The organism is Streptomyces sp. NPDC033178, assembly GCF_055577685.1.
On sequence record NZ_JBVIPT010000001.1, the window covers coordinates 118,128 to 142,985 of the forward strand.

The window sequence follows — 24,858 nt, forward strand, 5'->3', positions numbered from 1 at the left end:
CTCGCCAAGCAGTGTCAACGATGACATAAGTCAACGATGACACCGAGGGACGGCATGCCCTGATGCCGGCCGATCGCCCGCAATCCCGCAGGAGTCGTTCATGTCACGCATCTCTCGTCTGCCCTCCTCCTTGCTCAGAGTCGCCGCCTGCACGGGTGTCGCAGCCCTCGTCCTGACCGCCTGCGGATCCGGATCCGAATCAGGCACCGCGAGCTCCGGATCGGGCAGCGTCAAGGTCGGTCTGATCACCAAGACCGACACCAACCCGTTCTTCGTGAAGATGAAGGAGGGCGCGGAGAAGGCCGCCAAGGAGAACGGCGCCCAACTGTCCACCGCAGCGGGCAAGTTCGACGGCGACAACGCCGGGCAGGTCACGGCCATCGAGAACATGGTCGCCGCCGGTGTGAAGGGCATCCTGATCACCCCGAGCGACTCCAAGGCCATCGTGCCCGCGATCGAGAAGGCCCGCGCCAAGGGTGTCCTGGTCATCGCCCTGGACACCCCGACCGAGCCGGAGAGCGCGGTCGACGCCCTCTTCGCCACCGACAACGTCAAGGCCGGCGAACTGATCGGCGAATACGCCAAGGCCGTCATGAAGGGCAAGACCGCCAAGATAGCCACCCTCGACCTCGCGCCCGGTGTGTCGGTCGGCGTCCAGCGGCACAGCGGCTTCCTCAAGGGCTTCGGCATCGAGGAGAAGGACCCGTCGGTCGTCTGCTCCCAGGACACCGGAGGCGACCAGGCCAAGGGCCAGACGGCGATGGAGAACTGCCTCCAGAAGGAGCCGGACATCAACGTCGTCTACACGATCAACGAGCCGGCCGCACTGGGCGCGTTCACCGCGCTCAAGGCCAAGGGCCGGGAGAAGGACGTCCTGATCGTCTCCGTCGACGGCGGCTGCACCGGCACCCAGGCCGTCAAGGACGGCAAGATCGCCGCCACCTCGCAGCAGTACCCGCTGAAGATGGCCTCCGAGGGTGTCAAGGCCGTCGTCACGTACGCCAAGGACGGCAAGAAGGCGTCCGGTTACACCGACACCGGTGTCACGCTGATCAGCGACAAGGCGCAGGACGGCGTCACCTCGAAGGACACCGCATACGGCCTGGAGAACTGCTGGGGCTGAGCCGCGTAGGACTCCGCTTCTCCCCTCAGCGGGGCGGCCGTCCCTTCCTCCCCGACCGGGGACGGCCGTCCGATTGTCCTCTTGTCCTCCAACCAGGGCGGGCAACGACTTCTGTCTTCCGACAAGGACTCCGCATGACAGCCACGACCTCGCCGTACGCCGAGATCAAAGCACCCACCACGGCCCGCAGACTGCTCACTGCACCGACCACCGGCCCGCTGGTCGCCCTCCTCCTGGCCTGCGCCTTCTTCTCCCTTTCGACCGACCAGTTCCTCACGGGCGGCAACTTCTCGCTGATCGTGCAGCAGGTCATGGTCGTCGGCACCCTCGCCATCGGGCAGACCCTGATCATCCTCACCGCGGGCATCGACCTGTCGTGCGGTGCCGTGATGGCGTTCGGCAGCATCGTGATCGCCAAAATGGCAGCCGAGGGCTCCCTGCCCCCGCTCGTCGCCATCGCCCTGGGCCTGGTCGTCTGCGGCGGCTTCGGCCTGCTCAACGGGCTGTTGGTGCAGAAGATCCCGCTGCCGCCGTTCATCGTCACCCTCGGCATGCTCAACGTCGCGTTCGCGTTGACCCACATCTACTCCGAGGAGCAGACGGTCACCAACCTGCCCGGCCCGCTGACGGCCCTCGGGCAGACCTTTCCCCTCGGCCACACCGACATCACCTACGGTTCCCTGGTCACCATCGCCCTGTTCCTTCTCCTCGCCTACGCGCTGAGCAGCACCGGTTGGGGCCGGCACGTCTACGCGCTGGGCGACAGCCAGGAAGCGGCGCGGCTGAACGGCATCCGCACCTCCCGGCTGGCGATCGGCGTCTACACCGTGGCCGGTCTCCTCTACGGCATCGCCGCCCTGCTGCTCATCTCCCGCACCGGAGTCGGCGACCCCCAGGCCGGACAGACCGACAACCTCGACAGCATCACCGCCGTGGTCCTCGGCGGTACCAGCCTCTTCGGCGGACGCGGCTCGGTCCTGGGCACCTTCATCGGCGTCCTCATCGTCGGCGTCTTCCGCAACGGCCTGCAACTGATGGGCGTCTCCTCCGTCTACCAGACCCTGATCACCGGAGTCCTGGTGATCCTCGCGGTGACCGTCGACCAGCTCTCCCGGAAGAAGGCCCGATGACCGCCACCTCCTCCCCCACCCCCGTGCTGCAGGCCCGCGGTCTGGTCAAGCGCTACGGCCATGTCACCGCCATCGACGGCGCCGACTTCGACCTGCTGCCGGGCGAGGTCCTCGCGGTCATCGGCGACAACGGGGCCGGCAAGACCAGCCTGATCAAGGCCCTCACCGGCGCGCTGGTCCCCGACGCGGGCGAGATACGGCTGGGCGGCGAGCCCATCCAGTTCTCCGGGCCGCAGAGTGCGCGCGCCCACGGCATTGAGACGGTCTATCAGGACCTCGCCGTGGCCGCTTCCATGGACATCGCCTCGAACATGTTCCTCGGGCGCGAGCTGCGCCGCCCCGGCGTCCTCGGCAGCGTCTTCCGCATGCTGGACAAGAAGCGGATGCGTGAGGAGGCCGCCAAGCACATGGCCGACCTGAAGATCGGCCTGCGCTCCCTGACGCAGTCGGTCGAGACGCTCTCCGGCGGACAACGGCAGGCCGTCGCGGTCGCCCGTTCCGTCGCCTGGGCCCGCAGCGTCGTCGTCATGGACGAACCCACCGCCGCCCTCGGCGTCAAGGAATCCGGTCAGGTCCTGGACCTGATCCGCCGCGTTCGGGACAAGGGCTTGCCGGTCGTCCTGATCAGCCACAACATGCCGCACGTCTTCGAGATCGCCGACCGGATCCACGTCCACCGCCTCGGCCGACGCGCTGCCGTGATCAAGCCCTCCGACTACTCCATGGCGGAGGTCGTCGCCATCATGACCGGTGCGCTCACCGTCGACGAGTCCGGAGATACTGTCGTAGCGGATTCCGAGGCGGCGAAGGCCGCAGGCGTCCGGGCCAACTGACGTACGACTGAAGCACTCACGGGTTCCGGCCGGGGCCACGGCCGGAACCGACAAGCACAGGAGACCGTTTCCTTCATGGCAGCGAACCGCCGCCCCACCCTGGCCGACGTCGCCCGCGAAGTGGGGGTCAGCGCCAAAACCGTCTCCCGCGTCCTCAACGAGGACGGACCCGCCTCGGCCCGGACCAGGGAACAGGTCCTCGCCGCCGTAGCCAAACTCGGCTTCCAGCCGAACCTCATGGCCCGCAACATCCGCGTCGGCGGACCCGACACCACCATCGGACTGGTCATCCCGGACCTCGGCAACCCCTTCTTCGGAGCCGTGGCCCGCAGCATCGAGGACGCGGTCCGCGATCGCGGCCTGACCCTCCTCATGGGCTCCTCCGCAGACGATCCCGACCGCGAACGCGCGCTGACGGACAAGTTCCTCGCCCGCCGCATCAGCATCCTGATGGTCGTGCCGTCCGTCGGCGCCAACCACTCCCACCTCAAAACGGACCGCGCCGCCGGCCTGCCCGTCGTCTTCCTCGACCGTCCGGGATCGGGGCTGGCCTCGGACAACGTCGTCAGCTCCAACCGTGCGGGCGCCCACGAGGGCGTCGCCCACCTGATCGCCCACGGCCACCGGCGCATCGGCTTCATCGGCGACCTTCCCACCAAGCTCTACACACGCCGCGAGCGCCTGGCCGGCTACCGCGCGGCCCTGCAGGAAGCCGGCCTCCCCTCCGACGGTTCCCTGGTCACCAACGCCCATGACCAGCACGGGGCCTCCGCGGCGACCGCCCAGCTCCTTGGCCTGGCGGATCCCCCCACCGCCCTGTTCGCCGGCAACAACATCGTCGCGCTGGGCATCGTGACCGAACTCGCCCGCAGCAAGCGCAAGGACGTAGCCGTCGTCGCGTTCGACGACGTAGAGCTCGCCGAGGCTCTCGAACCGGCGCTGACCGTCGTCGCCCAGAACCCCGAAGAAATCGGCAGAACGGCAGCGACCGCGGCCCTGTCCCGCCTGGACGGCGACCGCTCCCGCGCCCGCACCATCACCGTCCCCACCCGGCTGGTGGTCCGGGGCTCGGGGGAACAGCCTGCTCCGGCGCCGCAAGAGGCATGACCTGGAGCCGGTGCCCGTACGTGGACCAACCGACCGCCGGGCAACGGTGCCGGCCGTCGGCAGCGGCAAGACTCCGCAGGCCGTGGCCGTCACACAGCCCGGCGTACGGGGCAGGCACCACGCGCCCGCACCACCTCTCACCGTCGTTCGGGTCGTTCGCGGCGACAGCGGCGGGAGCCGGTCGCAGCCCAAGAAGGAAACACGTCCACCCGAGAATGTGGCGCCGCCTGCCGCCTGCTGGTCACATGAGGTGATCAGCCGCCGAAGGCGCCGTCAGCGTGACATACGGCCGCAGCCGCAACCGAAGCGGCCCTCGCGGCGCTCTGGACCGGTAGTTGGCAAAACACCCGGTTGGGAGACAGAGATGACCCCCTGGAGCAACGACAACCTCGGTTCCGGCGCCTACAGCGACCCCTACGCCGCTCCGGACCCCCGTGACAACATCTGGCCGACTCCCGTCCAAACCGGTGACGACCTGGACTACTTCCTGCCGCCGCCCAACCCCGCCGAACGCCTCAGCCGCATCCTCGCCCCACGCGATGAGCGGCGACTTGCCTTGAACGCGACGCTCACCGCCGCCGGTATCCCCCCGATGCCGGAAGACCGCGCGGTCATCGACCAGCTCAGCGCCCTGCCGGCAGACGTCAGCACCGTCATCCAACGCTGGCTGCACCACACCCTGTGAACCCGGGGGCCACACCCGTCAACGACGGCGGCCCCTCTCATGCACAGGGCCCACACCATGACGCGTCAACGCCGCCGCAGGGTGGGCGGCACGCAAGCACGGCGAGGGATTCCGCTCTGCCGAGCACGACACATGGAGCGAGCCGGCCCCGGCCGCAGTCCAGGTCACCGACCACTACGGGATCGCACGGACGATGGCCCGGGACCGTATCCACCCCGGCCCACCACCCGCCGCAAACCGTGTGCCGGTAGGGGACTTGGTGGGGAGACCGGTAGGGGGTTGGAGGCTTGCCCGACGGCACCGGTAGGCAGTCCACGCTCAGGCGGACTTGCTGCTGAGACCGCCGTGCGCGCGGCCCATGCCCTCGCCTTCAGCGCACGGGTCCTCGCACAGCGGCAAACGCGGACTCGGAGCCCTCCGTGAACCGGTCGGCGTCCCGCCTGGACAGGCTCGGGAACCGTTCCCCCGGATCCTGCGTGATCTCTTGACGTGTTGTCGGCTGGTGGTGAGGGGACCGAATGAGAGCGCGGACGATGGTGAGCGTGGCGGTATCGGCCTGTGTGGCACTGGTGGCGTGCGCGTGCGGTCCGGACAAAGCGAAGGGGAACACGGACGCAAAGCCTTCGCAGCCGTCCGCGTCCAAGCCTGCCGCGGAACCGTCGGACACGCCGTCCGTGTCCGCTCGGACCCAGAAGCCGTCGGCCGAGCCGACCGGCGACCAGCCCGCGCCCAAGACGAAGGCGGGCGCGATCCAACGCTACGAGCAGTACCTCCACGCCCTGGGCCGTGAGGACATCGACACGGTCTGCGAAGTGGCTGGGCCCGCCGCGAAGAAGGCACAGGACCAGGGGCTCGGCCCGTGCACGTCGACGTACGCTGCCGTGTTCCAGATGATCTCGCCCTCGCAGAAGAAGGCCCTGAAGACCGCGACGGTCGACCCACAGCGCATCGCCGTGCTCACGCCCGAAAGGATCGAGATGCCGGTCGAAGCGGTCAGGGCCTCCGCCACCTTCTCCGAGAGCGACCTCGGCAGCTACACCCTGGAATACCTCAAGAACGACTGGTACATCACCGACTGAACCCGACGCGCCGTGCGCGGAGCCGCCCGACGGACGGCTCCGCGCACCCGCCACCCGGGCGCCGGTCGACCAGCACCCGCCGACGACCTGCGACCCGCACCGTGCTGCCGGCTGTCTCCGCCCCCGTGTCTGGCCGCGCCCGGCGCACCCCAGGCTGGCCGCCGCCCACCGCGAGACTGTGGTCGCCGATCGTCGTTCCCCGGACAGCCTCCTGCCGAGTGCGTCTTCCGCCGAGCCCCTGCACCACACACGTTGAACCCGTCATGGCCGTCCTGACCCTTTCTGAACTGCGTGAAGTCGAACCGCATGCCCGCAACGCCCCAGAGAACCCGCTGGGCCAGTGGTGCCTGGCGCCGGTGATGGAGCGATGGCTCCGACTGTGCGCTTCGTCAGCACTCGCAGCCACCGCAGCCAACCGTGCCGTCTCATGACGTTGGTGGCACGGCCGCGATCACTGAGCGCGAGGGAGGTCGGCTTGGACTTGGGGAAGCCGCGGACGAGGTCGGTGAAAAGACGGTGATGAGGATCTTTGAGAACGACTCTGCCCGCAATGCGAGTTCCGCGAAGCTCAGTGGTTGGGGGCAATGAGGCCGGTGCGCTGCGCGTAGCTTTCCAGCGGCTCCGCTGATCCCCACCATGACCTGTAGTAGTCCCTGAAGGAATTGACGGCCTCAGCCGTCTCCAGGCTGTGTCCGCTCATGAAGGATCCGTCCGCGGTCAGGAGCAACAGGACCGCAGTGTCGTCAATGATCGCCATATTCACCGCGTCTACACCGCTGTTGGTGGTCACTACGCGAGCGTGATAGTTGGCAAGACCGTGCATCTCTTCGTAGTGCTCTCGTAGCCACAGGCGCATGGCACTCTTGCCGGGTTCCTGGTCAGGGACACCGATGATGCGGTGGAATGACGCGCCAGGGTTGCGCCGAGTCCAGTCGGCCGCGGTCCTGAAGTACTGCTCTGCAGCCGGGGATTGGAAGCTCGGCGGCGGCGTGTTGCGCACGTAGCTCGTGTAGATATGGCGTTCTGCGGTACGCACGAGACGGGTGAATGACAGGAAGAATTCGTCACTGGTGCGGTAGTGCGTGGAAGCCGTGGGAGTTTGACGATTACGGATCTCAATAACGACTGATAGCAGGACATAGAGCACTGCGTAGATCAGCGGTATCTGCCACTTCACATCCCACGCGAAGAGGTTCGCGACGATCGAACCGCCAATCACGAACAGGAGAGCGAGTAGCAACAACTTCTGCTCAATGGATTGCAGATTGACCACTCGTCGCACCGACCCCACCCCCATTACGCCTGTGCACTGCGCCTGTAAGCAGGCGAGTGACATGCGTTTCGTGTCTACCCCTCAAGCCGGGTCAGGATGCGGGTCCGGAGGAGTTCGAAGGCGGCCCGGCCATACATCGCCCTCTTCAGGGTTTTCACGCGGTTCACGTGTCCCTCTACGACGCCGGAACTCCAGTGCGGGGTGACTCCGACAGTGACAGCGTCGAGGTCCTGGCGGAGGAAGCCGGCGAAGCCCTGCATCGGCCCGGCACCACGCGAAGATCACCCCGCACACTCTCTGTCCAAGGCGTACTCCCAGGCGGGCTACGTCGCCGCTACGCGCGGACGCGTGCATGCTGTGCGGACACTGAGCCTTTTCAGCGTGGCCACTGATCGGGTGACGGTGGCAGGGCGAGGTCCACAAGGGACAGGCTCCGTGCCGTTGAGCTGTCCGGCAGGCCGTTGAGGCTGTTCAGCACTACGGCAGCTTGCGTGACCATCAACAGCCAGGCCGACCACGTCGGTCCTCGGGGGTCGCCGGTCTCCCCGGCGGCTTCTGCTGCGGCCTTCAGCAGGCGGGCGGCCACTTCCGTAAAAGCCAGCAGGTCCGGGCCGGGTGCCGGGCGGCCGATGTCGCGTACCAGCGGGTGCAGCCGCGCGACCGGCAGCGCGTCCAGCCCGGCCGCGGAGTGCCAAGTCAACTTGACACTTCCTCCCGGCGCCGGTCATTGCCGGCTGTGGCAGGGATGGCGTTGTCGATGAGGACGGCGGCGATGGCGGCGGCGGTGGGGAAGGCGTCGGCGTTGAGGACCCGGGTGCGAGCCGCGGCGCCGTCGATGAGCAGCGCGAGCTGCTCGCCGAGCTGTTCAGGGTCGGCGGCGCCGGCTTCACGGGCCGTGTCGGCGAGCCGCGCGGCGACGGCTTTCTTGTAGTCGCGTGCGTACTGCGATGCGGGGTGCTGGGCGTCGTGGAGTTCGACGGCGGCGGCGATGTAGGGGCACAGGGGGGTGGTGGGGGGGATGTCGAAGGCGGCGAGGAGCCGTTCGCGGGGCGTGAGGTCGGTGCGGTCGAACACGCCGGACAGAACGGAGGGGTCGAACCGGCGCAGGTACTCGGCGACGAGTTCGTCCTTGCCGCCGAAGTGCTGGTAGGCCGTGCGCTTGGACACCTCGGCCGCCGCGCAGAGCTGGTCCATGCCGGTGCGGTTGATGCCCTGCTCGCGGAACAGCCGCTGGGACGCGCCGAGGATGCGCTCGCGGGCGCCCCGGCCGCGGCGACTGCCCTTGGGGCCCTTCTCCAACTCCGTCATGAGCCCATCGTACCCCGGTTGGGTAACGACCGGTGTACTTAGTTGCGTCCCGGCCGACCGCCCCGTACGTTAAGCACACAGGGCGGTATACATAACACCGTCGCCCCAGGTGCGCACGGCACCATCGACCCAAGGGAACGACTATGGGAAAGCTCGACGGCAAGGTCGCGGTCATCACCGGCGGCACCACCGGCATGGCGCTGGCCGGCGCGAAGCTGTTCGTCGACGAGGGAGCGCACGTCTTCATCACCGGCCGTCGCCAGGACGCCCTGGACGAGGCCGTGAAGCAGATCGGCCGCAACGTCACCGGCGTCCAGGGCGACGCCGCCGACCTGGACGACCTGGACCGCCTGTACGACACCGTCAAGCGGGAGAAGGGCAGCCTCGACGTGCTGTGGGCCAGCGCCGGCGGTGGCGAGCCCGCCCCGCTCGGCGAGATCACCGAGGCCCAGTTCGACACCTGGTTCGGGCTCAACGCCCGCGGCACCCTGTTCACCGTCCAGAAGGCCCTCCCGCTCTTCAACGACGGCGGCTCCATCCTCATGACCGGCTCCAACGCCTCCCTCGGCGCCTTCCCCGGCTGGAGCGTCTACGCCGGCAGCAAGGCCGTCCAGCAGGCCTGGGCCCGCGTCTGGCTCAACGAGCTCAAGGACCGCCGCATCCGCGTCAACGTCCTGACCCCCGGCCAGGTCGCCACCGCCAAGCAAGAAGAACTCTTCGACGAGGCCACCAAGCGCCAGTTCGAGTCCCTAATCCCCCGCGGCCAGATGGGCCGCCCCGACGAAATCGCCACCGCCGCCCTCTTCCTCGCCTCCGACGACTCCAGCTACGTCAACGGCATGGAACTCGTCGCCGACGGCGGCACCATCGCCATCTGAACCGAACAACCACAACCAGGGCAGGACATCTCATGAGCAACATCAGCATCATCGGCACCGGGAACATGGCCCGCACCATCGGCGCGCGGGCGATAGCGGGCGGCAACACCGTCGAGGTCATGGGCCGCGATCAGTCCAAGGCCGCTGACCTGGCCAAGGCTCTCGGCGGCGGCGCCACGACAGGAGAATGGGGCACCGCTCCGGCCGGGGACATCGTCATCCTGGCCCTGCTGTACGACGGTGTCGTGCCGGTCGTCGCCCAGTACGGAGACGCTCTCGCGGGCAAAGTCATCGTCGACATCAGCAATCCCTTCAATTCCACGTTCGACGGGCTGGCCCACCGCGAGGAGACCTCGATCGCACAGGAAGTCGCCAAGGTGGCCCCGGCCGGCGCCAGCGTGGTGAAGGCGTTCAACACCGTCTTCCGTCATGTCCTGGAGAAGGGTCGGCCCAACGTCTTCATCGCCGGCGACAATGCGCAGGCCAAGGCAAGTGTCGAGGCGTTCATCGAGAGCCTCGGGCTGCGCCCGCTGGACGTCGGCGGCCTGAAAATGGCGCACTGGCTGGAAGGAGCGGGCGTGGTCACGGTGGGTCTCGCCAACCACGGGGTGGGGAACTTGGACTTCGCCCTCAGCATCACCGAACTTCCCGTCTGAACAAACGGTTGACGGATCACCGAAAGGACTCGGCAATGAAGCTTGGTTTCACACTTCCCATAGTCGGGCCCGCTATTGAGGGAGGTGTTCGAAGTCTCAACCCACCGGCACAGCAGCCCTGTTGATTCCCTACCCTGCTGCACTCGACCCCCCACACACCCTGGTCGAGTGGATCACGATGCTCATCGTCACACGTGAAGGTGACAGGCGCTGCAAACTCCCGCCGCACCAGCGCGCACTCGTCGCGCTGGTGTACCTGCACCGCAACGACACCCTCGCCCGGATCGCGACCGGCTTCGGGCTATCCGTCGGCACCGCCCACGCCTACGTCACCACCGTCACGGGCCTGCTTGCCAACTGGGCCCCGGGCCTGCTGAAGACGCTGCGCGAGCACGCTCCCGAGTTCGTCCTTCTGGACGGGCCCCCTCGCCGAGTGTGACCGCGTCGGCGGCAGCCGCGCCGATTGCTCCGCCAAGCACCGCCGCCACGGCGTGAACTCACCGACCGCGCCTACACTGGTGCCGACCTGCACGTCACCACTGGCCTGAGACGTCCGCCCGGCGGGAACTCACCCCCACCCAGCGCACCGTGAACCGCGTCCTCGCCCAGGCCCGAGCTCCCGTCGAACGCGGTATGGCGCGACTGAAGTACTGGCAGATCTTTCGCAGATCCCACATCAGCCCCAACCGCCCGCATGACCGCCATCGCCAAAGCCATTCTCACCCAGAGCCGGCAGACGGCGAAGAGGTGGCTGCAAGTGCGGAACTCAGGGTCAGGATCGTCCTCCACCAGCAGGCTCCGCCAGTACCCGGTGGCGGGTTGCAATGACGGAACATCGGCTTCGGTCATCCAGAGCGGAATGATCACATACACCTCCGCACGGCGAACAACTCATCGAGGACAGCGTTGTAACGCTCCAGGACGACGACGTACTCGCCCTCGCCCTCCGCGCACCGCTTCGACTCCGACAGGCCATGAAAACGTACCCAAACATCCCGATACGGGCCACGGAGTGGCCGCCGGGCCGCCGACGGGGGCGACGTCGGGATCCTCCAGCAACTGCGAGCTCCGAGCCCGGATGCAGCGCCGCAGGGATCCGATCAGCTCGTGCTCGGAAAGCGGCGGTGACGGTCACGTGTACAGGCCGGACGGTGCGGACGGTGGCCGCGGTCTGCGAGCGGTTCCGTGCAAAGACGACGAGGCGCAGCACCGCGAACCGCGCGACACCGGCGAGTGCGGAGGCGGACAGGTAGACGACCTGCTCGAGCACCGCACCGGGTGCCGCCACCAGCTGCTGCAGGACAAGCATTGCCACACAAGTCACCGCAAACGCGGCCGCCGCGGACCCGGCCGACCGACTCCACAAATGAGTTCGGCTTGGACGGTGCGGAAACGACGAGCGCCACGGGCGGCGGTGATCAGCGGATCATTGGCGGGCCGAGGCCCTCCAGGCTCCGAGAGCCGTGTCTCCCTGCACGATCTGCCAGCTCTGAAGTAGCTGCCGGGGGCCAGGTGTCCCTCGGATCTTCGGCAAGGCCAACGCCGTCCTCGGATCGGCCTTCTTGCCCGCACCGACGGTCATGTCCCGCGGAGTGGAACGACGCCCGGGAAAACCACCTCCCGTTCGTCTTCCGGGGCTCCGGTCCACCCGTTGCTGTTCGGGAATGCCCCGCGTGCCGCGAAGTGCTGTCCTTCCGGTCACGGACGACGTCCCGGCGACTGATCGCACAGCGTCTTCGCCCCGCTCACGCCGGTGAGCGGGGCGAAGACATGGAGAAGGCCGCTGACTCACCGCACCGTGGCGGTTGGTCAGTCAGTTCGTCACGGCAGGGTCCATTTCTGGTTGGTGTTGGCGTGGCAGGTCCACAGATGGACCGCGGTTCCGTCGTTCCAGGTGCCGCCCGAGGCATCCAGGCACTTGCCGGACTGCGGGTTGCGGACCGTGCCGTCGGACTGGGCCGACCAGGTTTGCGCGCCCGAACCGTTGCACGTCCAGAGCTGGATCCTCGTACCGTCCGCGCTGCCTCCGTCGGACACGTCCAGGCACTTGCCAAGCGCCCGCAGCGTGCCGTCACCGGAGACCGTCCACTTCTGGGCACCGGATCCGTTGCACGTCCAGATCTGCACCTTGGTGCCGTCGGCGGTCTGGGCGTTGTCGATGTCCAGGCACTTGCCGTTCACGCCCTTCACCTCACCCGAGCGGGGGCCTGGCTCCTGGCCCCCGTCGCGCTTGACGCGGATGTTGCGGAAGGACACGTCGTCGCCGTCGCCATGGTTCTGGATGCCGATGTGCCCCTGTCGCAGGCTCCGTACGGGGTCGGTGTTGGTGAAGTCGTTGATCTTTCGGCCGTTGAGGAAGATCTCCAACCGCTCGCCGGTGACCCGGAGTTCGTAGGTGTTCCACTCCCCCGGCGGATTCAGCGCCGCGTCCCGTGCGGCGACGTCCGCCGACTTGAAGCCGTAGACGGAGCCCGTCGTGCGGTCGGCGGCGTCGGTGGCGTCGATCTGGATCTCGTAGCCGTTGTTCACCGCCGTCCACGGGTCGTCAGAGGCCGGGAAGCCGATGAAGACACCGGAGTTGTCGTCCCCGGCCATCCTCCAGTCGAGCTTGAGGGAGTAGTCGCCGGTGAACTCCTGGGCGTTGTACCAGAACAGCCCCATCCCACCCACGGAGGTGAGAGTGCCGTCCGCGAGACTGAACTGCCCCGGACCGGCCTGCTTCCAGCCGCTGGTGGACGAGCCGTTGAACAGTGACGTGTAGCCGGTCTCCGGGCGGCAGTCCGCGTCGGTCATCCCGGCGGCCCAGCGGATGCCGCCGAGGAGGTGGCGCCGGAAGGCGGGCTCGGCGTACGACTCGTCGGTGTGCCCACCGCCGGTGTAGAAGGCCCGGCCGCCCTGGTAGTCCTTGCACCAGGCGATCGGGTGGTCGCCGGACATGTTCCCGCCCGAGTAGCTGGACTCGTCGAGCGAGGCCAAGACGTGGGCAGTGGTGCGCGGGTTGGTGCGGTAGTTGTACCACTCGTCGGTGCGCTGCCAGGCGCTGCCCAGGTGGGCGGTGGCGTCGTGCGCCCGGTCCTCCACCTTGACCGTGGCGGACTGGATGGCCGGATGCGAGTGGAAGAGCGCACCGGCCAGGCCCTCGTAGAAGGGCCAGTCGTACTCGGTGTCGGCGGCGGCGTGGATGCCGACGTATCCGCCGCCGCCCTGGACGTACTGCTCGAAGGCCGTCTGCTGGGCGGAGTTCAGCACGTCGCCCGTCGTCGACAGGAAGACGACGCTCTTGTACTGGGCGAGGTTGCCGGTCGTGAAGGTCCCCGCGTCCTCGGTCGCGTCCACGGTGAAGTTGTTCGCGGTGCCCAGGCCGCGCAGCGTCTCGATGCCCTTCTCGATCGAGGAGTGGCGGAAGCCCGCCGTCTTGGAGAAGACGAGGATCTTGTACGCGGGGTCCGCCGCCGCGATCGGTCGTGTTTCAGCGGTGACGGACTCGCTCACCGCTGCGGGCAGCGCCGCGGCCTGCGGGGCCAGACAGAGCGCGGCGCCGACGAACAGGCCGAGGGCCGCTTTCAAATAGGTACGCATGGTCGGTCTCCTCCCTCCTACGGCAGGGTCCATTTCTGGTTGGTGTTGGCGTGGCAGGTCCACAGGTGGACCGCAGTTCCGTCGTTCCAGGTGCCGCCGGAGGCATCGAGGCACTTGCCGGACTGCGGATTGCGGACCGTGCCGTCGGACTGGGCCGACCAGGTTTGCGCGCCCGAACCGTTGCACGTCCAGAGCTGGATCTTCGTACCGTCCGCGGTGCCTGCGTCGGACACGTCCAGGCACTTGCCAAGCGCCCGCAACGTGCCGTCACCGGAGACCGTCCACTTCTGGGCACCGGATCCATTGCACGTCCAGATCTGCACCTTGGTGCCGTCGGCGGTCTGGGCGTTGTCGATGTCCAGGCACTTGCCGTTCACGCCCTTCACCTCACCCGAGCGGGGGCTGCCGCCCGAGGTGGTGAAGGAGAACTCGTCCACGTCGAAGAGCGCGCCGCTGCCGCCCTTGAAGACGAGGTGGAGGGAGGTGGAGCCGGTGGGCTGGTTGTTCAGGCCGGCCGTCACGTCCTGGAAGGTCTCCCATCCGCCGGTCACCGGCACGGTCGCCGTGCCGAGCAGGGTGCCGGTCGTGGAGCCTGCGCGGACCTCGATGGTGCCGCCCGCGCCCGCGGAGGAGACCCGTGCGGTGAACTGCGTCGCGTTGCCGAGGGCGTACGGCTGGAAGGAGATCCAGTCGCCGTTGTCGATGTTGCCGACGGTCTTCCCGCCGTGCGCGGGACCGTGGGAGATGACGTCGACACCGGCTGAGGCACCGTAGTGCTCGCCCTGCCGGTGGCTGGGCTGGACGACATGCTGGTCGTGCGAGGTCAGCGCGGGCTGGCCGCCGGCGCCCTTGTCGGTGTACTCGGCGTCGATCACGCCGAAGATGTTGGCGTTGGGGTCGTGCTCGCCGTCAGCCAGGGTCTGGAGTGTGCCGTTGCAGCCGGTGGTGGAGGTCTGCGGATGGCCGTGGCTGTCGTGTCCGACGATGAAGGTGACCTTCACCTTGGAGCAGTCGATCGTGCCGTCCTCGGGGTCGGTCACCGTCACCTTGAACGGGATGGCGTCGCCGAAGTCGTGGATGCTCCCGTCCAGCGGCAGGTCGAGCTTGACCGTGGGCGCGGTGTTCCCCACCGTGATCTGCACTGAGGCCGTCGCCGACTTGCCGGTGGTGTCCGTGACCTTCAGCGTGGCTGTGTACTGGCCGTTGGACGCGTAGGTGTGGGAGGGGTTGGCGGCGGTGGAGGTGCCGCCGTCGCCGAAGGTCCAGGCATAACTGAGGGCGTCGCCGTCCGGGTCGGTGCTTCCGGCCGAGGAGAAGGTGACGGCCAGGGGTGCTGTGCCGGAGGTGACGTTCGCCTTCGCCTGTGCGGTCGGGGCGAGCCCGTCGACGACGTGCTCGATGCGGTACAGGGCCGAGTTCTCGTCGCCGCTGAAGTAGCCGGTGCCGTAGTCGAGGACGTACAGGGCGCCGTCGGGGCCGAAGGCCATGTCCATGACCTGGGTGCCGCTCCAGGGGAAGGGGTTGATGGACTGCACCGTGCCGTCGGTGCCGGCCTCGATGCGCTTGATCCAGCGGCGGCCGAACTCCCCCGCGAAGTAGTCGCCGTCGTACTCCTGCGGGAACTTCACCTCGGAGGTGGAGGCGGCGTCGTAGCGGTAGACCGGGCCGCCCATCGGGGACTCCGAGCCGTTGCCGAACTCCGGTACGGATCCGCCGTCGTAGGGGATCCAGGCGGGCTGGGCGGGCGGCAGGCTGGTGAGGCCGGTGTTGTTCGGTGAACTGTTCGTGGGCGTGGCGCAGTTGAATGCGGACCCGGAGGCGCCGGTCGCGAAGTTGTAGTCGATGTAGGCGTCGTTGTCGCCGGTGCAGTACGGCCAGCCGTAGTTGCCGGGTTTGGTGATCCGGTTGAACTCCACCTGCCCGCCGGGTCCTCGTGTGGGGCTGGCGGTGCCGGCGTCGGGGCCGTAGTCGCCGAGGTAGACGATGCCCGTGGCCTTGTCGACGTTCATGCGGAAGGGGTTGCGGAAGCCCATCGCGTAGATCTCGGGGCGGGTCTTCGCGGTGCCGGAGGGGAAGAGGTTCCCGCTCGGGATCGCGTACGACCCGTCCGCGTTGACCTTGATCCGCAGGACCTTGCCGCGCAGGTCGTTGGTGTTGGCCGAGGAACGCTGGGCGTCGAAGGCGGGGTTGCGGGTGGCACGCTCGTCGATCGGGGTGTAGCTGTCCGAGGCGAACGGGTTGGTGTCGTCGCCGGTGGACAAGTACAGGTTTCCGGCCGCGTCGAAGTCGATGTCGCCGCCCACGTGGCAGCAGATGCCGCGGGAGGCCGGCACGTCGAGGATCTTCTTCTCGCTGCCGAGATCCAGCGTGCCGTCGGTCTTCAGCACGAACCGGGACAGCCGGTTGACGCCGTCGAAGGGGGCGAAGTCGGAGGCCGTGCCGTCGGACGGGGCGTCGCCTGCCGGAGTGCTGAGTTTGGGGGCGTAGTAGAGGTAGATGGACCGGTTCGACGCGAACCCGGGGTCCACGGCGACGCCTTGGAGGCCTTCCTCGTCGTGGCTGTAAACGTCCAGCTTGCCCGCGACGGCGGTGGTCCCCGCGGCGTTCGTGAGTCGGACCGTGCCGTCACGGGAGGTGTGCAGGACCGAGCGGTCCGGCAGCACCGCCAAGGTCATGGGCTCGCCCGTCTCGGCCACGCCCTTGGCGAGGGTGACCTGCTGGAACTCGACGGCGGCCGCCTTGGGCCCGGCGGCCGGATCCGCCTGGCGCGCGGCGGCCTGAGGCATGGGCAGCAGACAGCCGACAGCGCAGGCCACGGCGGTCAGCAGGTACCGGATACGTCTGTGTCTGAGCGGTTTGTTGCGCACAGAGGTCTCCCAAAGTGGGGTGGGATGACGGCAGCCCTCGCCGGGCTGCCAAGCAGTGCACAGGCGCGCGCCGTCGCGCCGTCATGACCGGTTGCGGCTCTATGACCGGTTCATTTCAAGGAAGTTAGCGAGCTTTGTTGAGCTCCGTAACCCCTTTCACGCAAGATCTCGATACTTTTTCCATGCACGGGACAAAGTTGGAGCCGCAGCTTTGCCGGGGCGACCGCAGGCCGACCGCAATTCGGCCCTCTGCCATCGGGAACGTACAAGTCCCGGCACCAAGGCGTCGCTCCCTGCCTGGTCCCCGGTACGGGCTACCACTCGACAGCGGACGTCATGTGCAGCGTAGGGCTGTTGATCCCGGCCGCGACGCGGCGTGCGGTACGTTGCTCGGCATGCTCACGACGCGCCTCGATCTTGCCCGGATCCGTGCGGCCCGTCGGGACATCGACCCGGTCTTCCTGGATACTCCGCTGTACCAGTGCGACGCGTTGGGAAGCGAGCTTGGCTGCACGGTGAGTATCAAGCTGGAGACGGCGAACCCCGTGCGCAGCTTCAAGGCCCGCGGTACCGAACTCTTCGCCAGCCTGCTGGCCGGCCAGGGCGGCACAGCCGCGGTGTGTGCCAGCGCCGGCAACCTCGGCCAGGCACTCGGTTGGTCCGGTCGCCACCGTGGCCTCGATGTGACGGTCGTGGCATCGCGCAGGGCACCCGCCGCCAAACTCGATCGGATCCACGCGCTGGGTGCGGAGTTGGAGCTGGTCGACGGCGACTTCGAGATGGCCCGCGAACGGGCCGTGAGTATCGCGCAACAGCGCGGCGTCCGGCTGCTCGAGGACAGCCTCGACATCGAGACCTGCGAAGGCGCGGCGACCATCGGCCTGGAACTGGCGAGCAGGGCGCCCTCCTTCGACGCAGTCCTGATCGCCCTGGGCGGCGGCGCGATGGCCACCGGAGTGGGCTACGTCCTGAAGGCCCTTTCGCCAGACGTCGAGGTGATCTGCGTGCAGCCCCTCGGTGCACCCGCGTTGACCCGCTCCTGGCACCAGCGCCGGGTCGTCACCACCGACTCCACCGACACCATCGCCGACGGCGTGGCCGGCCGATACCCCATCCCCGCAGTCCTGAACGACCTCCTCGCGGTGGCCGACGATGCCGTCCTGGTCCGCGAGGCGTCCATCGTCACGGGCATGCGGATGCTCCTGGAGCGCGCGGGCCTGGTCGTCGAACCCTCAGCGGCCCTCGGCGTCGCGGCCGTCCTGGAAGACCGTGACCGCTTCGCCGGCCGCCACGTGGCCACCATCATCTGCGGCAGCAACGTCGACCTGGACGCCTACCACCGCTGGGTCCGCACGTGAGCCGGCGAGACTGGGTGCAGGAAGCGCTGCCCGGGCCCCGGCAGTCCTCTTGGTGCGCCCGAGCTTGCCGCTCGCTCGCAGGCCTTCGACATGAACACGCTTGGGGGACGGGAGATGTTACGGGGGACTTCCGCCGCTACGTCGTCGCCATGTATCTGGCGAATGGCGATCGCACCCACGTGAAAGCCTCGGCTGGACGGCGCAGACCAGGGCCGTCCCTGAAGCCTCGCGCTGGAGGACCGTGCACCGCTGGTGGCCGCCTACTGGCGCACGAACTTGACGCTGCGCCAACTGGCCCCGCTGTTCGACATCTCCAAGTCCGCGGCCGACCGCATCATCGACCACCTCGGGCGGGCGTTACGCGAACGGACCAACCTGAAGATCATTTACGGGAACCCTCTGCGCGGTTTTTTGACCTGGGCCGGGGACGACGGAACGTCAATCCGCGTCCACGGCGTACTGGCCAGACGAACAGTACGGATGGGGCACGTTCCCGGGTGTATGACGTGGTGTACGCACCCATCCGCATACGGCTCGGGTCGGCCGTACGCGCTCACCGCGACCCAGCTCAAGGGCTGTTCGAGGCTGCACGGCGGCAACGCCCTCGCCACGCAGGATGTCTTAAGGCCAGCAGGGATCGCACGACTGCTGGCCGAGGAGCCGGGACTGGGTCGATAAGCCCGGACCGGATCGGATCATCGATCATTCCCGGGATACTGGTCGCCCATGGATGAGGTCAAAGTCGTCGTCGCCCATTCCGAGCGCGCGACCCTGCGCGTCGGCGATGTGTTCCTGAAGGTGGACGCCGATCAGACGCGCATCGACGTCGAGGTCGAGGCGATGGCCTTGGTGCCGGTCCCGACCCCGGAGGTCCTGTGGCGCAAGCCGCCCGTGCTTGCGATCGCCGCGGTCCCGGGGACGGCGCTCGGCCGCCTGGGCGAGCCGTCGACCGCATCCCCGGCGGCGTGGGCCGCGGCGGGTGCCGCCATCCGGAAGTTGCACGACGCGCCGTTGCCGCCCTGGCCGGGTCGGGGTGGCCGGGGCATCGACGAGTTGGCGGCGGATCTCGACGGCGAGTGCGAATGGCTCGTGACGAACGGCGTGCTGCCCGCCGACCTGGTCACCCGCAACCGTCAGGTCGCCGAGGCCGCGTTCCGGCCGTGGACTCCGGCGTTCACGCACGGCGACCTGCAGATCGCTCACGTGTTCGTCGACGGCGCCGAGGTCACGGGCATCATCGACTGGTCCGAGGCGGGCCAGGGTGATGCCCTGTACGACCTCGCCACCTTCACGCTCGGACACGAGGAGCACCTCGACGACGTCGTCGCCGGCTATGGAACCGACGTCGACCTCGACGTAATCCGCGCATGGTGGTCGTTGCGAAGCCTGCTGGTGGTTCGCTGGCTGGTCGAGCATGGCTTCGACCCGTTCGCGCCGGGCTGTGAGGTCGACGTGCTGAGGTCCCGGCTGTAGGGCTGCGCGGGCCCGACGGCTGAGAGTGCGTTCTGGCGCATCGAACAGGCCATCCCCTGCCTGGTGCGCATCGCCTGTTCTCACTCCCGACAGAGTGCGGTGCGCAGTGGTCGTCGGCCGATGACGGCGAAGTAGGCGCGAAGTCCCGGTGCCTCACCGATCGGTGGGTTCCGCAGCCCAGGTCCTCCGGCCGGCAGCCGTGCCAATAGGGTTCCACCGTGACTGCAACCCTGAGTTCCACGAAGGCCCGCGCCGCGCTCCGCACATCGGCGCGCTTTTCCGCGGAGTCGCTGCTGATACTCGCGATGCTCGCAGTGTCTCTGTGGCTTCTGGGCCGAATGTGGTCGGTGGTGTGGCCGCTCGTCGTCGGCCTGCTGCTCACCACACTGACCTGGCCCCTGGCCCGCTTCCTGCGTCGTCACGGGTGGAAGCCCGCCCTCGCCGCGTCGGCCGTGACCGTGCTGTCCCTCCTCGTCGCAGGCGGCGTCGTGGCGCTCATCGCCGTACCGGTCGCGTCCCAGTCCGGTGAGCTGACCGACGGCGTGGTCGAAGGCATCCAGAAGTTGCGTGATTGGGCCTCCGGGCCGCCGTTGAACATCGGCGACGACGACATCACCAAGGCCATGGACAGCGCGGTCGCCCGCGCTCAGGACGGCCTCGGCAGCATGGTCACCACTGTGATCACCGGAGTGAGCACCATCGTCAACGGCCTGGTCACCGCCGTGCTGGCGCTCTTCCTGATGTTCTTCTTCCTCAAGGACGGCCCGCGCTTCCTGCCGTGGCTCGCCCGTCAACTGCCCGGCCGACTCGCCACCGACATCCCCACCGTGGCCTCTCGTAGCTGGGCGACCCTGGGCTCCTTCGTACGTTCCCAGGCGGCCGTCGGCCTGCTCGACGCCGTTCTGATCGGTCTGGGCCTGTGGGTCGTGGGGGTGCCGCTGGTGCTCCCGTTGGCCGTGCTGACGTTCGTCTCCGCGTTCGTGCCGATCATCGGCGCCCTGTTCGCCGGTTTCGTCGCGGTCCTCATCGCGTTGGTCTTCAACGGTCTGACGGACGCGCTGATCGTGCTGGCCATCATCATCGTGGTGCAGCAGCTTGAGGGGAACGTGTTCCAGCCCATGATCCAGAGTCGTGGGCTCGGCCTCCATGCGGCCGTGATCCTGCTGGCGGTGACACTGGGCGGCAGTCTGGCCGGCATCGTGGGCAGTCTGCTCGCCGTACCGGTCGCCGCGCTGATCGCGGTGGTGTGGAACTACGTGCGCGAGCAGCTCAGCGAGCCGTCACCGGAGCCAGTGGCCGAAGGGTGACCTGCCCGTCAGGGGGTCGGTCGCGGCCGGGTGCGCGAACGGCCCCTCCCAGGTCGCGGTGCTCCGCCTCGCTTGCGAATCTGCAAGCGAAAGGAGTTGTCTCCCATGCTTCCTGTCACCGCGTCGCCCGTGCGTATCGAGGCATCCGTCGATGCCCGGCTGTCCAGATGGCTGTGGCTGGTGAAGTGGCTCCTCGCCATCCCGCACTACATCGTGCTGTTCTTCCTGTGGATCGGGTTCGTCCTCGTCACGGTGATCGCGTTCTTCGCCATCCTGTTCACCGGTCGGTATCCCCGGTCCCTCTTCGACTTCAGCGTCGGCGTACTGCGATGGAACTGGCGGGTCAGCTACTACGCCCACACCGCGCTCGGCACCGACCGGTACCCGCCGTTCACCCTCGCGGATGTGCCGGACTACCCGGCTCATTTCGACGTCGCCTACCCCGCGCGCCTCTCACGCGGTCTGGTCCTGGTGAAGTGGTGGCTGCTGGCGATCCCGCAGTACATCGTCGTCGCGATGTTCGCGGGTGGCTGGGGATGGGGCGGGGACGGGGACGGGGACGACGGAGGCGGCTGGCGGGGCAGCGGACTGATGCCCTTCCTCTCCCTCGTCGCCGTGGTCATTCTGCTGTTCACCGCCCGGTACCCGCGGCACCTCTTCGACTTCCTGCTGGGCCTCGCCCGGTGGGTCGCACGGGTGATCGCCTATGCCGCGCTGATGACCGACCAGTACCCGCCGTTCCGTCTCGACATGGGCGGACAGGAGTCCACGCCGGTCCCCCATCCGGACGCACCGCCGACCGCGCCGCCGTCCTCCCCTTTGACGAAGGGCTGAATCCACGGAGGATGCGCTGGTACTCGGACGGCAGCGCCCCCTGGTACTCGTCCGCCCCCTCGGCGAAAGTGCTCAGCCCTTGATGGCGGAGCTGGCGACTCCCTGGACGAACCAGCGCTGGAAGAACGCGAAGACGATCAGCACAGGCAGGACCAGGAGGACGCCGAAGGCGAGGATCTGGCCCCAGTCCGGGGGCAGTTGAGCCTGGAAGACGCTCATCTCCAGGGGCAGCGGGCGTACCGAGGGGTCGGAGACCATCAGGACGGGCCAGAGGAAGGAGCCCCACTGGGTGAGGAAGGTGAGGATCGCCACGGACGCGAAGGCCGGCTTCGACATGGGGACGACGATGGCGAAGAAGGTTCGCCAGGGGCCCGCGCCGTCGATGCGGGCGGCTTCCTCGATGCTCGGCGGGATCGAGCGGAAGAAGGTGTGGAACTGGTAGACGGAGAAGGCGTTGGCGATGAACGGGATCGCCTGGATGAAGAGCGTGTTGCGCTGGTCGTTGAACATGTAGAAGAGCGGGACGGCCACCGACTCGAACGGGACCAGCATCAGCAGCAGGATGAGGGTGAAGACGGCGTTGCGGCCGCGCCACTTCAGCCGTGACAGCCCGTACGCCGCCATCGAGTTGACGAACAGACCGCCCGTCACCACCACGAACGCGAGCAGCAGCGAGGTGCCCACGAAGCGCCAGAAGTAGCCGGTGCTGTCGGAGTTGAGACTGCTCAGGACGTTGGAGTAGTTGTCGAAGGACAGGTGGGTGGGCAGGAAGCCGGACAGGCCGTTCAGTACTTCGTCGGACGGCTTGAGGCTGCCTATCAACAGATAGAGGACGGGCAGCACGAAGATGAACGCCAGCACACTGAGGACGCCGTAGTCGAGGCAGCGGCGCAGGGGTGTGCGGGTGAGGCCCGTGTGGGTGGTCATGGTCAGTCCTCGTTGTCGGGCCGGACGACGCGGCGCTGGACGATGGTCAGGGCGACGACGATCAGGAAGAAGACGACGGTGATCGCGGCGGCCTGGCCGACGTTGTTCTGGTCGAAGGCGGTGGTGACGGCCTGGTACATCACGGTGCGGCCCGCGTCCTCGTTGAGGCCGCCTCCCTTGACGAGGACGTAGACCTGGTCGAAGACCCGGAAGGCGAGCACCGAGGTGAGCAGGGCGACGAAGACGAGGGTGCCGCGGATGCCGGGCAGTGTGATGTGGCGGAACTGCTGCCAGCGGCTCGCGCGGTCGAGGTCGGCGGCCTCGTAGAGCTCACCCGGTATCTGCTGGAGGCCGGCGAGGAGGATGACCATCTGAAAGCCGACGCCCTGCCAGATGGACAGCACGATGATCGAGGCCATCGCGGTGGCGGAGTCACCGAGCCAGTCGAAGGCGCCCCAGTTGCCGAAACTGACCGCGTCCAGGGTGGAGTTGAGCATGCCCTGGTCGCTGCGGGCGAGGATGAGCCGCCAGATCACGGCGACCAGCGCCATCGGGAAGACGACCGGCATGAAGAAGAGGGACCGGAACAGGCCGATCGCCTTGAGCTTGCGGTTCAGCAGGATCGCCAGCCCCAGCGCCAGGGCCGTCTGGACGGGGACGACGACCACGGCGAAGGTCAGGTTGTTCAGCAGGGCCCGTAGGAAGGGGCCGGACAGGTCGGGGTCGGTGAACAGCCGCCGGTACTGCTCCAGGCCGAAGAAGGTGGGCGCGAGCGGGGAGCCGAGGCGGACGTTGTAGAAGGAGAGGACGACGGCGTAGCCGAACGGAATGCCCACGAAGGCGATGAGTCCGGCGACGGCGGGCGTGGACATGAGCAGCCCGTGCAACCAGTCGCGGTTCTTGCGCACGGAACGCGCCGGACGCACCGGACGCGCGGGCTTGGCGGCGGTCACGGGTGGGGCCTTCTCCCGGGCGTGGGGCGCGGCGTGCGCCGGTTCGACGGAGGTCACGGATGGGTCCTGTTCCCGGCGGGGGCGGGCGTGGTCTATACCGTCCCGCCCCTGGCCGATGGTCCTACGGGATCTTGTAGCCGGCGTTGTCGGAGAAGTCCTGGTCGATGGCGCGGGCGGCCTTCTCCAGGGCGCTCTTCGGGTCGGCTCCGCCGTAGATCGAGTTGAGGGCCTCGCCGAACTTGGCGGTGATGGTGGGGTATCCGGCGGTCACCGGGCGGGTGACGGCGACGCAGGACTTGGTGATGTCGCTGTCGCCGCAGGGCTTGGCGAGCTGGTCGGCGAAGAGCTGGAGCGGGCCGCCCTCCTTGTACAGGGGGCTCGCGGCGAGCGCGGTCTTCGTGGCGGGCGGGGCGCCGTTGGCCGTCGTCATCGCGGTGACATTGGCGTCGTTGAGCAGGTAGTCCACGAAGGCGCCGGCGGCCTTGGCGTTCTTGGTGTCGGCACCGATGCCCCACGCCCAGGAGCCCTGGCCGGTCTTGGGACCGTTGCCGAAGTCGGGCAGCGGCAGGACGACGAGGTCGTCGCCGAGCGCCTTGCTGTAGGTGGGGTACATCCAGTGGCCGACCCAGCTCAGGGCGACGCGGTCCTTGGCGAAGGCGTTGCCGTCGGTGTTGGGGTCGACGTAGGACTTCCAGGACTGGACGGTCTTCAGCGCCGAGACCACGGCCGGCGTGTCGAGGGCGCCTTCCGCCTTGTCACCCTTGATCAGCGAACCGCCGGCCGACCAGACGACGGGGGCGAAGCCGTAGGTTCCCCACTCGGTGGCCAGGCCGTTGCCCTCTTGGACGTCGAGGGTCTTGCCGTCGGAGTCCTTGGCCTTCAGCGCCTTGAGCGCGGCCGTGAACTCGTCCGCCGTCCAGGCGTCGTCCACGCTCGTCGGGTACTTGACCCCGGCCGCGTCCAGCAGCTTCTTGTTGCCGTAGATCCCCAGGCCCGAGTCGTACATGCCCAGGCCGTAGTGCTTGCCGCCGATCGCTCCCTGGGACTTGTTCGCGTCGGTGGCATTGGCCATCGTCTTGGAGGAGACGTAGTCGTCGACGGGGGCGAGCTTCTTGTTGTAGACGAAGTTCGCCATCGTCGGGCCGTCGAACTCCATCACGTCCGGCAGCTCGGAGGCGCTGGTGGCGGTGATGGTCTTGGTGTAGTCGTTGCCCGGTATCAGCTTCAGCTCGACCTTGATGTCGCTCTGCGAGGAGTTGAAGGACTTCACCGCGGCCTGCACGGCGGCGTCCTCGCTCTTCTGGCCCTGGTGGGCCCAGACGCTGATGGTGCCCTTGCCGCTGCCCGCGTCCGCCGAGGCGTCGGTTCCGCTGCCCCCGCCACAGGCGGCCAGTGCGACGAGAGGGAGCAGGGCCAAGCCCGTACAGGCCGTGCGGCGGTGCCTTCTGTTGGTCGAGCTCATGTCTGTGCCTCCGTGCTGTGGCGTGG

At 68.1% G+C, this 24,858-nt stretch carries 22 protein-coding genes and 3 pseudogenes; 15 read left to right on the top strand and 10 right to left on the bottom strand.

Features of this window, described 5'->3' with window-relative positions; genetic code table 11:
* The first annotated feature begins 100 nt into the window (after nt 1-100).
* The 6 genes from ACZ5VQ_RS00600 (at nt 101) to ACZ5VQ_RS00625 (ending at nt 5,957) form a co-directional block, all read left to right on the top strand.
* On the top strand, nt 101-1,123 hold the full coding sequence (locus tag ACZ5VQ_RS00600) for a substrate-binding domain-containing protein (RefSeq protein WP_469102991.1): 1,023 nt from the start codon (nt 101-103) through the stop codon (nt 1,121-1,123).
* 134 nt (nt 1,124-1,257) lie between these two features.
* Entirely contained in the window at nt 1,258-2,253 is a 996-nt protein-coding gene (locus tag ACZ5VQ_RS00605; RefSeq protein WP_469102992.1) for an ABC transporter permease, read from the top strand.
* On the top strand, nt 2,250-3,086 hold the full coding sequence (locus ACZ5VQ_RS00610) for an ATP-binding cassette domain-containing protein (protein WP_469102993.1): 837 nt from the start codon (nt 2,250-2,252) through the stop codon (nt 3,084-3,086). Before ACZ5VQ_RS00605 ends, ACZ5VQ_RS00610 begins: the two co-directional genes overlap by 4 nt.
* A 75-nt stretch (nt 3,087-3,161) precedes the next feature.
* Complete coding sequence (locus tag ACZ5VQ_RS00615; RefSeq protein WP_469102994.1) at nt 3,162-4,193, top strand: LacI family DNA-binding transcriptional regulator; 1,032 nt, start codon at nt 3,162-3,164, stop codon at nt 4,191-4,193.
* A gap of 364 nt (nt 4,194-4,557) precedes the next feature.
* A complete protein-coding gene (locus ACZ5VQ_RS00620) occupies nt 4,558-4,878 on the top strand; it encodes a hypothetical protein (RefSeq protein ID WP_469102995.1) in 321 nt (106 codons plus the stop codon).
* A gap of 674 nt (nt 4,879-5,552) precedes the next feature.
* Complete coding sequence (locus ACZ5VQ_RS00625) at nt 5,553-5,957, top strand: hypothetical protein (protein ID WP_469102996.1); 405 nt, start codon at nt 5,553-5,555, stop codon at nt 5,955-5,957.
* Between the two features lie 568 nt (nt 5,958-6,525).
* Here ACZ5VQ_RS00625 and ACZ5VQ_RS00630 read toward each other — a convergent pair.
* From ACZ5VQ_RS00630 to ACZ5VQ_RS00645, 4 genes are all read right to left on the bottom strand, one after another.
* The gene (locus ACZ5VQ_RS00630) at nt 6,526-7,239 is read right to left on the bottom strand and encodes a hypothetical protein (protein ID WP_469102997.1); all 714 of its coding nucleotides are present in this window, start codon (nt 7,237-7,239) and stop codon (nt 6,526-6,528) included.
* 65 nt (nt 7,240-7,304) lie between these two features.
* Nucleotides 7,305-7,490 (bottom strand): hypothetical protein, encoded by a 186-nt coding sequence (locus ACZ5VQ_RS00635; RefSeq protein WP_469102998.1) that lies wholly within the window; start codon nt 7,488-7,490, stop codon nt 7,305-7,307.
* Nucleotides 7,491-7,606: 116 nt separating this feature from the next.
* Entirely contained in the window at nt 7,607-7,930 is a 324-nt protein-coding gene (locus ACZ5VQ_RS00640) for a hypothetical protein (protein ID WP_469102999.1), read from the bottom strand.
* Nucleotides 7,927-8,538, bottom strand: a complete 612-nt coding sequence (locus ACZ5VQ_RS00645; protein WP_469103000.1) for a TetR/AcrR family transcriptional regulator — start codon at nt 8,536-8,538, stop codon at nt 7,927-7,929. The genes ACZ5VQ_RS00640 and ACZ5VQ_RS00645 overlap by 4 nt, the downstream gene beginning before the upstream one ends.
* Nucleotides 8,539-8,681: 143 nt before the next feature.
* Here ACZ5VQ_RS00645 and ACZ5VQ_RS00650 point away from each other — a divergent pair, with 143 nt between their 5' ends.
* From ACZ5VQ_RS00650 to ACZ5VQ_RS00665, 4 genes and pseudogenes are all read left to right on the top strand, one after another.
* Entirely contained in the window at nt 8,682-9,416 is a 735-nt protein-coding gene (locus tag ACZ5VQ_RS00650) for an SDR family NAD(P)-dependent oxidoreductase (RefSeq protein ID WP_102934405.1), read from the top strand.
* 32 nt (nt 9,417-9,448) lie between these two features.
* Nucleotides 9,449-10,072, top strand: a complete 624-nt coding sequence (locus ACZ5VQ_RS00655; protein WP_469103001.1) for an NADPH-dependent F420 reductase — start codon at nt 9,449-9,451, stop codon at nt 10,070-10,072.
* A gap of 121 nt (nt 10,073-10,193) precedes the next feature.
* Nucleotides 10,194-10,569 (top strand): annotated as a pseudogene (locus ACZ5VQ_RS00660) (helix-turn-helix domain-containing protein); the annotation flags it as partial.
* A 2-nt stretch (nt 10,570-10,571) separates the two neighbouring features.
* Nucleotides 10,572-10,808, top strand: a pseudogene (locus tag ACZ5VQ_RS00665) (transposase family protein); the annotation flags it as partial.
* 127 nt (nt 10,809-10,935) lie between these two features.
* Here the strand turns inward: ACZ5VQ_RS00665 and ACZ5VQ_RS00670 are convergent.
* The 3 genes from ACZ5VQ_RS00670 to ACZ5VQ_RS00680 all read right to left on the bottom strand — a co-directional run bounded on the left by ACZ5VQ_RS00670 (nt 10,936) and on the right by ACZ5VQ_RS00680 (nt 16,518).
* A complete protein-coding gene (locus ACZ5VQ_RS00670) occupies nt 10,936-11,121 on the bottom strand; it encodes a DUF3885 domain-containing protein (protein ID WP_469103545.1) in 186 nt (61 codons plus the stop codon).
* A gap of 772 nt (nt 11,122-11,893) precedes the next feature.
* Nucleotides 11,894-13,651 carry a ThuA domain-containing protein gene (locus tag ACZ5VQ_RS00675; protein WP_469103002.1) on the bottom strand — a complete coding sequence of 586 codons (1,758 nt, stop codon included), beginning with the start codon at nt 13,649-13,651 and terminating at the stop codon, nt 11,894-11,896.
* Between the two features lie 17 nt (nt 13,652-13,668).
* Nucleotides 13,669-16,518, bottom strand: coding sequence for a PQQ-dependent sugar dehydrogenase (locus tag ACZ5VQ_RS00680; RefSeq protein ID WP_469103003.1), 2,850 nt, complete (start codon nt 16,516-16,518; stop codon nt 13,669-13,671).
* Nucleotides 16,519-16,913: 395 nt separating this feature from the next.
* Here ACZ5VQ_RS00680 and ACZ5VQ_RS00685 point away from each other — a divergent pair, with 395 nt between their 5' ends.
* The 5 genes and pseudogenes from ACZ5VQ_RS00685 (at nt 16,914) to ACZ5VQ_RS00705 (ending at nt 21,490) form a co-directional block, all read left to right on the top strand.
* Nucleotides 16,914-17,876, top strand: a complete 963-nt coding sequence (locus tag ACZ5VQ_RS00685; RefSeq protein ID WP_469103004.1) for a threonine ammonia-lyase — start codon at nt 16,914-16,916, stop codon at nt 17,874-17,876.
* 189 nt (nt 17,877-18,065) lie between these two features.
* A pseudogene (locus tag ACZ5VQ_RS00690) lies at nt 18,066-18,236 on the top strand (helix-turn-helix domain-containing protein); the annotation flags it as partial.
* Between the two features lie 366 nt (nt 18,237-18,602).
* The gene (locus ACZ5VQ_RS00695) at nt 18,603-19,349 is read left to right on the top strand and encodes a phosphotransferase family protein (RefSeq protein WP_469103005.1); all 747 of its coding nucleotides are present in this window, start codon (nt 18,603-18,605) and stop codon (nt 19,347-19,349) included.
* Nucleotides 19,350-19,579: 230 nt separating this feature from the next.
* Nucleotides 19,580-20,656 carry an AI-2E family transporter gene (locus tag ACZ5VQ_RS00700; RefSeq protein WP_469103546.1) on the top strand — a complete coding sequence of 359 codons (1,077 nt, stop codon included), beginning with the start codon at nt 19,580-19,582 and terminating at the stop codon, nt 20,654-20,656.
* Nucleotides 20,657-20,761: 105 nt separating this feature from the next.
* The gene (locus ACZ5VQ_RS00705) at nt 20,762-21,490 is read left to right on the top strand and encodes a DUF4389 domain-containing protein (protein ID WP_469103006.1); all 729 of its coding nucleotides are present in this window, start codon (nt 20,762-20,764) and stop codon (nt 21,488-21,490) included.
* 72 nt (nt 21,491-21,562) lie between these two features.
* Here ACZ5VQ_RS00705 and ACZ5VQ_RS00710 read toward each other — a convergent pair whose 3' ends face one another.
* The 3 genes from ACZ5VQ_RS00710 to ACZ5VQ_RS00720 form a co-directional block, all read right to left on the bottom strand.
* Nucleotides 21,563-22,417 carry a carbohydrate ABC transporter permease gene (locus ACZ5VQ_RS00710; protein ID WP_469103007.1) on the bottom strand — a complete coding sequence of 285 codons (855 nt, stop codon included), beginning with the start codon at nt 22,415-22,417 and terminating at the stop codon, nt 21,563-21,565.
* Nucleotides 22,418-22,419: 2 nt separating this feature from the next.
* Nucleotides 22,420-23,427 carry a carbohydrate ABC transporter permease gene (locus tag ACZ5VQ_RS00715; RefSeq protein WP_469103008.1) on the bottom strand — a complete coding sequence of 336 codons (1,008 nt, stop codon included), beginning with the start codon at nt 23,425-23,427 and terminating at the stop codon, nt 22,420-22,422.
* Between the two features lie 64 nt (nt 23,428-23,491).
* Nucleotides 23,492-24,832 (bottom strand): ABC transporter substrate-binding protein, encoded by a 1,341-nt coding sequence (locus ACZ5VQ_RS00720; protein WP_469103009.1) that lies wholly within the window; start codon nt 24,830-24,832, stop codon nt 23,492-23,494.
* Between the last annotated feature and the right edge of the window lie 26 nt (nt 24,833-24,858).

What these genes read in the sequence shown, in the direction of transcription:
- ACZ5VQ_RS00600 (WP_469102991.1), top strand. Translation starts at nt 101, where the DNA reads ATGTCACGCATCTCTCGTCTGCCCTCCTCCTTGCTCAGAGTCGCCGCC.
- ACZ5VQ_RS00605 (WP_469102992.1), top strand. Translation starts at nt 1,258, where the DNA reads ATGACAGCCACGACCTCGCCGTACGCCGAGATCAAAGCACCCACCACG.
- ACZ5VQ_RS00610 (WP_469102993.1), top strand. Translation starts at nt 2,250, where the DNA reads ATGACCGCCACCTCCTCCCCCACCCCCGTGCTGCAGGCCCGCGGTCTG.
- ACZ5VQ_RS00615 (WP_469102994.1), top strand. Translation starts at nt 3,162, where the DNA reads ATGGCAGCGAACCGCCGCCCCACCCTGGCCGACGTCGCCCGCGAAGTG.
- ACZ5VQ_RS00620 (WP_469102995.1), top strand. Translation starts at nt 4,558, where the DNA reads ATGACCCCCTGGAGCAACGACAACCTCGGTTCCGGCGCCTACAGCGAC.
- ACZ5VQ_RS00635 (WP_469102998.1), bottom strand. Translation starts at nt 7,490, where the DNA reads ATGCAGGGCTTCGCCGGCTTCCTCCGCCAGGACCTCGACGCTGTCACT.
- ACZ5VQ_RS00645 (WP_469103000.1), bottom strand. Translation starts at nt 8,538, where the DNA reads ATGACGGAGTTGGAGAAGGGCCCCAAGGGCAGTCGCCGCGGCCGGGGC.
- ACZ5VQ_RS00650 (WP_102934405.1), top strand. Translation starts at nt 8,682, where the DNA reads ATGGGAAAGCTCGACGGCAAGGTCGCGGTCATCACCGGCGGCACCACC.
- ACZ5VQ_RS00655 (WP_469103001.1), top strand. Translation starts at nt 9,449, where the DNA reads ATGAGCAACATCAGCATCATCGGCACCGGGAACATGGCCCGCACCATC.
- ACZ5VQ_RS00675 (WP_469103002.1), bottom strand. Translation starts at nt 13,651, where the DNA reads ATGCGTACCTATTTGAAAGCGGCCCTCGGCCTGTTCGTCGGCGCCGCG.
- ACZ5VQ_RS00685 (WP_469103004.1), top strand. Translation starts at nt 16,914, where the DNA reads ATGCTCACGACGCGCCTCGATCTTGCCCGGATCCGTGCGGCCCGTCGG.
- ACZ5VQ_RS00695 (WP_469103005.1), top strand. Translation starts at nt 18,603, where the DNA reads ATGGATGAGGTCAAAGTCGTCGTCGCCCATTCCGAGCGCGCGACCCTG.
- ACZ5VQ_RS00705 (WP_469103006.1), top strand. Translation starts at nt 20,762, where the DNA reads ATGCTTCCTGTCACCGCGTCGCCCGTGCGTATCGAGGCATCCGTCGAT.
- ACZ5VQ_RS00710 (WP_469103007.1), bottom strand. Translation starts at nt 22,417, where the DNA reads ATGACCACCCACACGGGCCTCACCCGCACACCCCTGCGCCGCTGCCTC.
- ACZ5VQ_RS00720 (WP_469103009.1), bottom strand. Translation starts at nt 24,832, where the DNA reads ATGAGCTCGACCAACAGAAGGCACCGCCGCACGGCCTGTACGGGCTTG.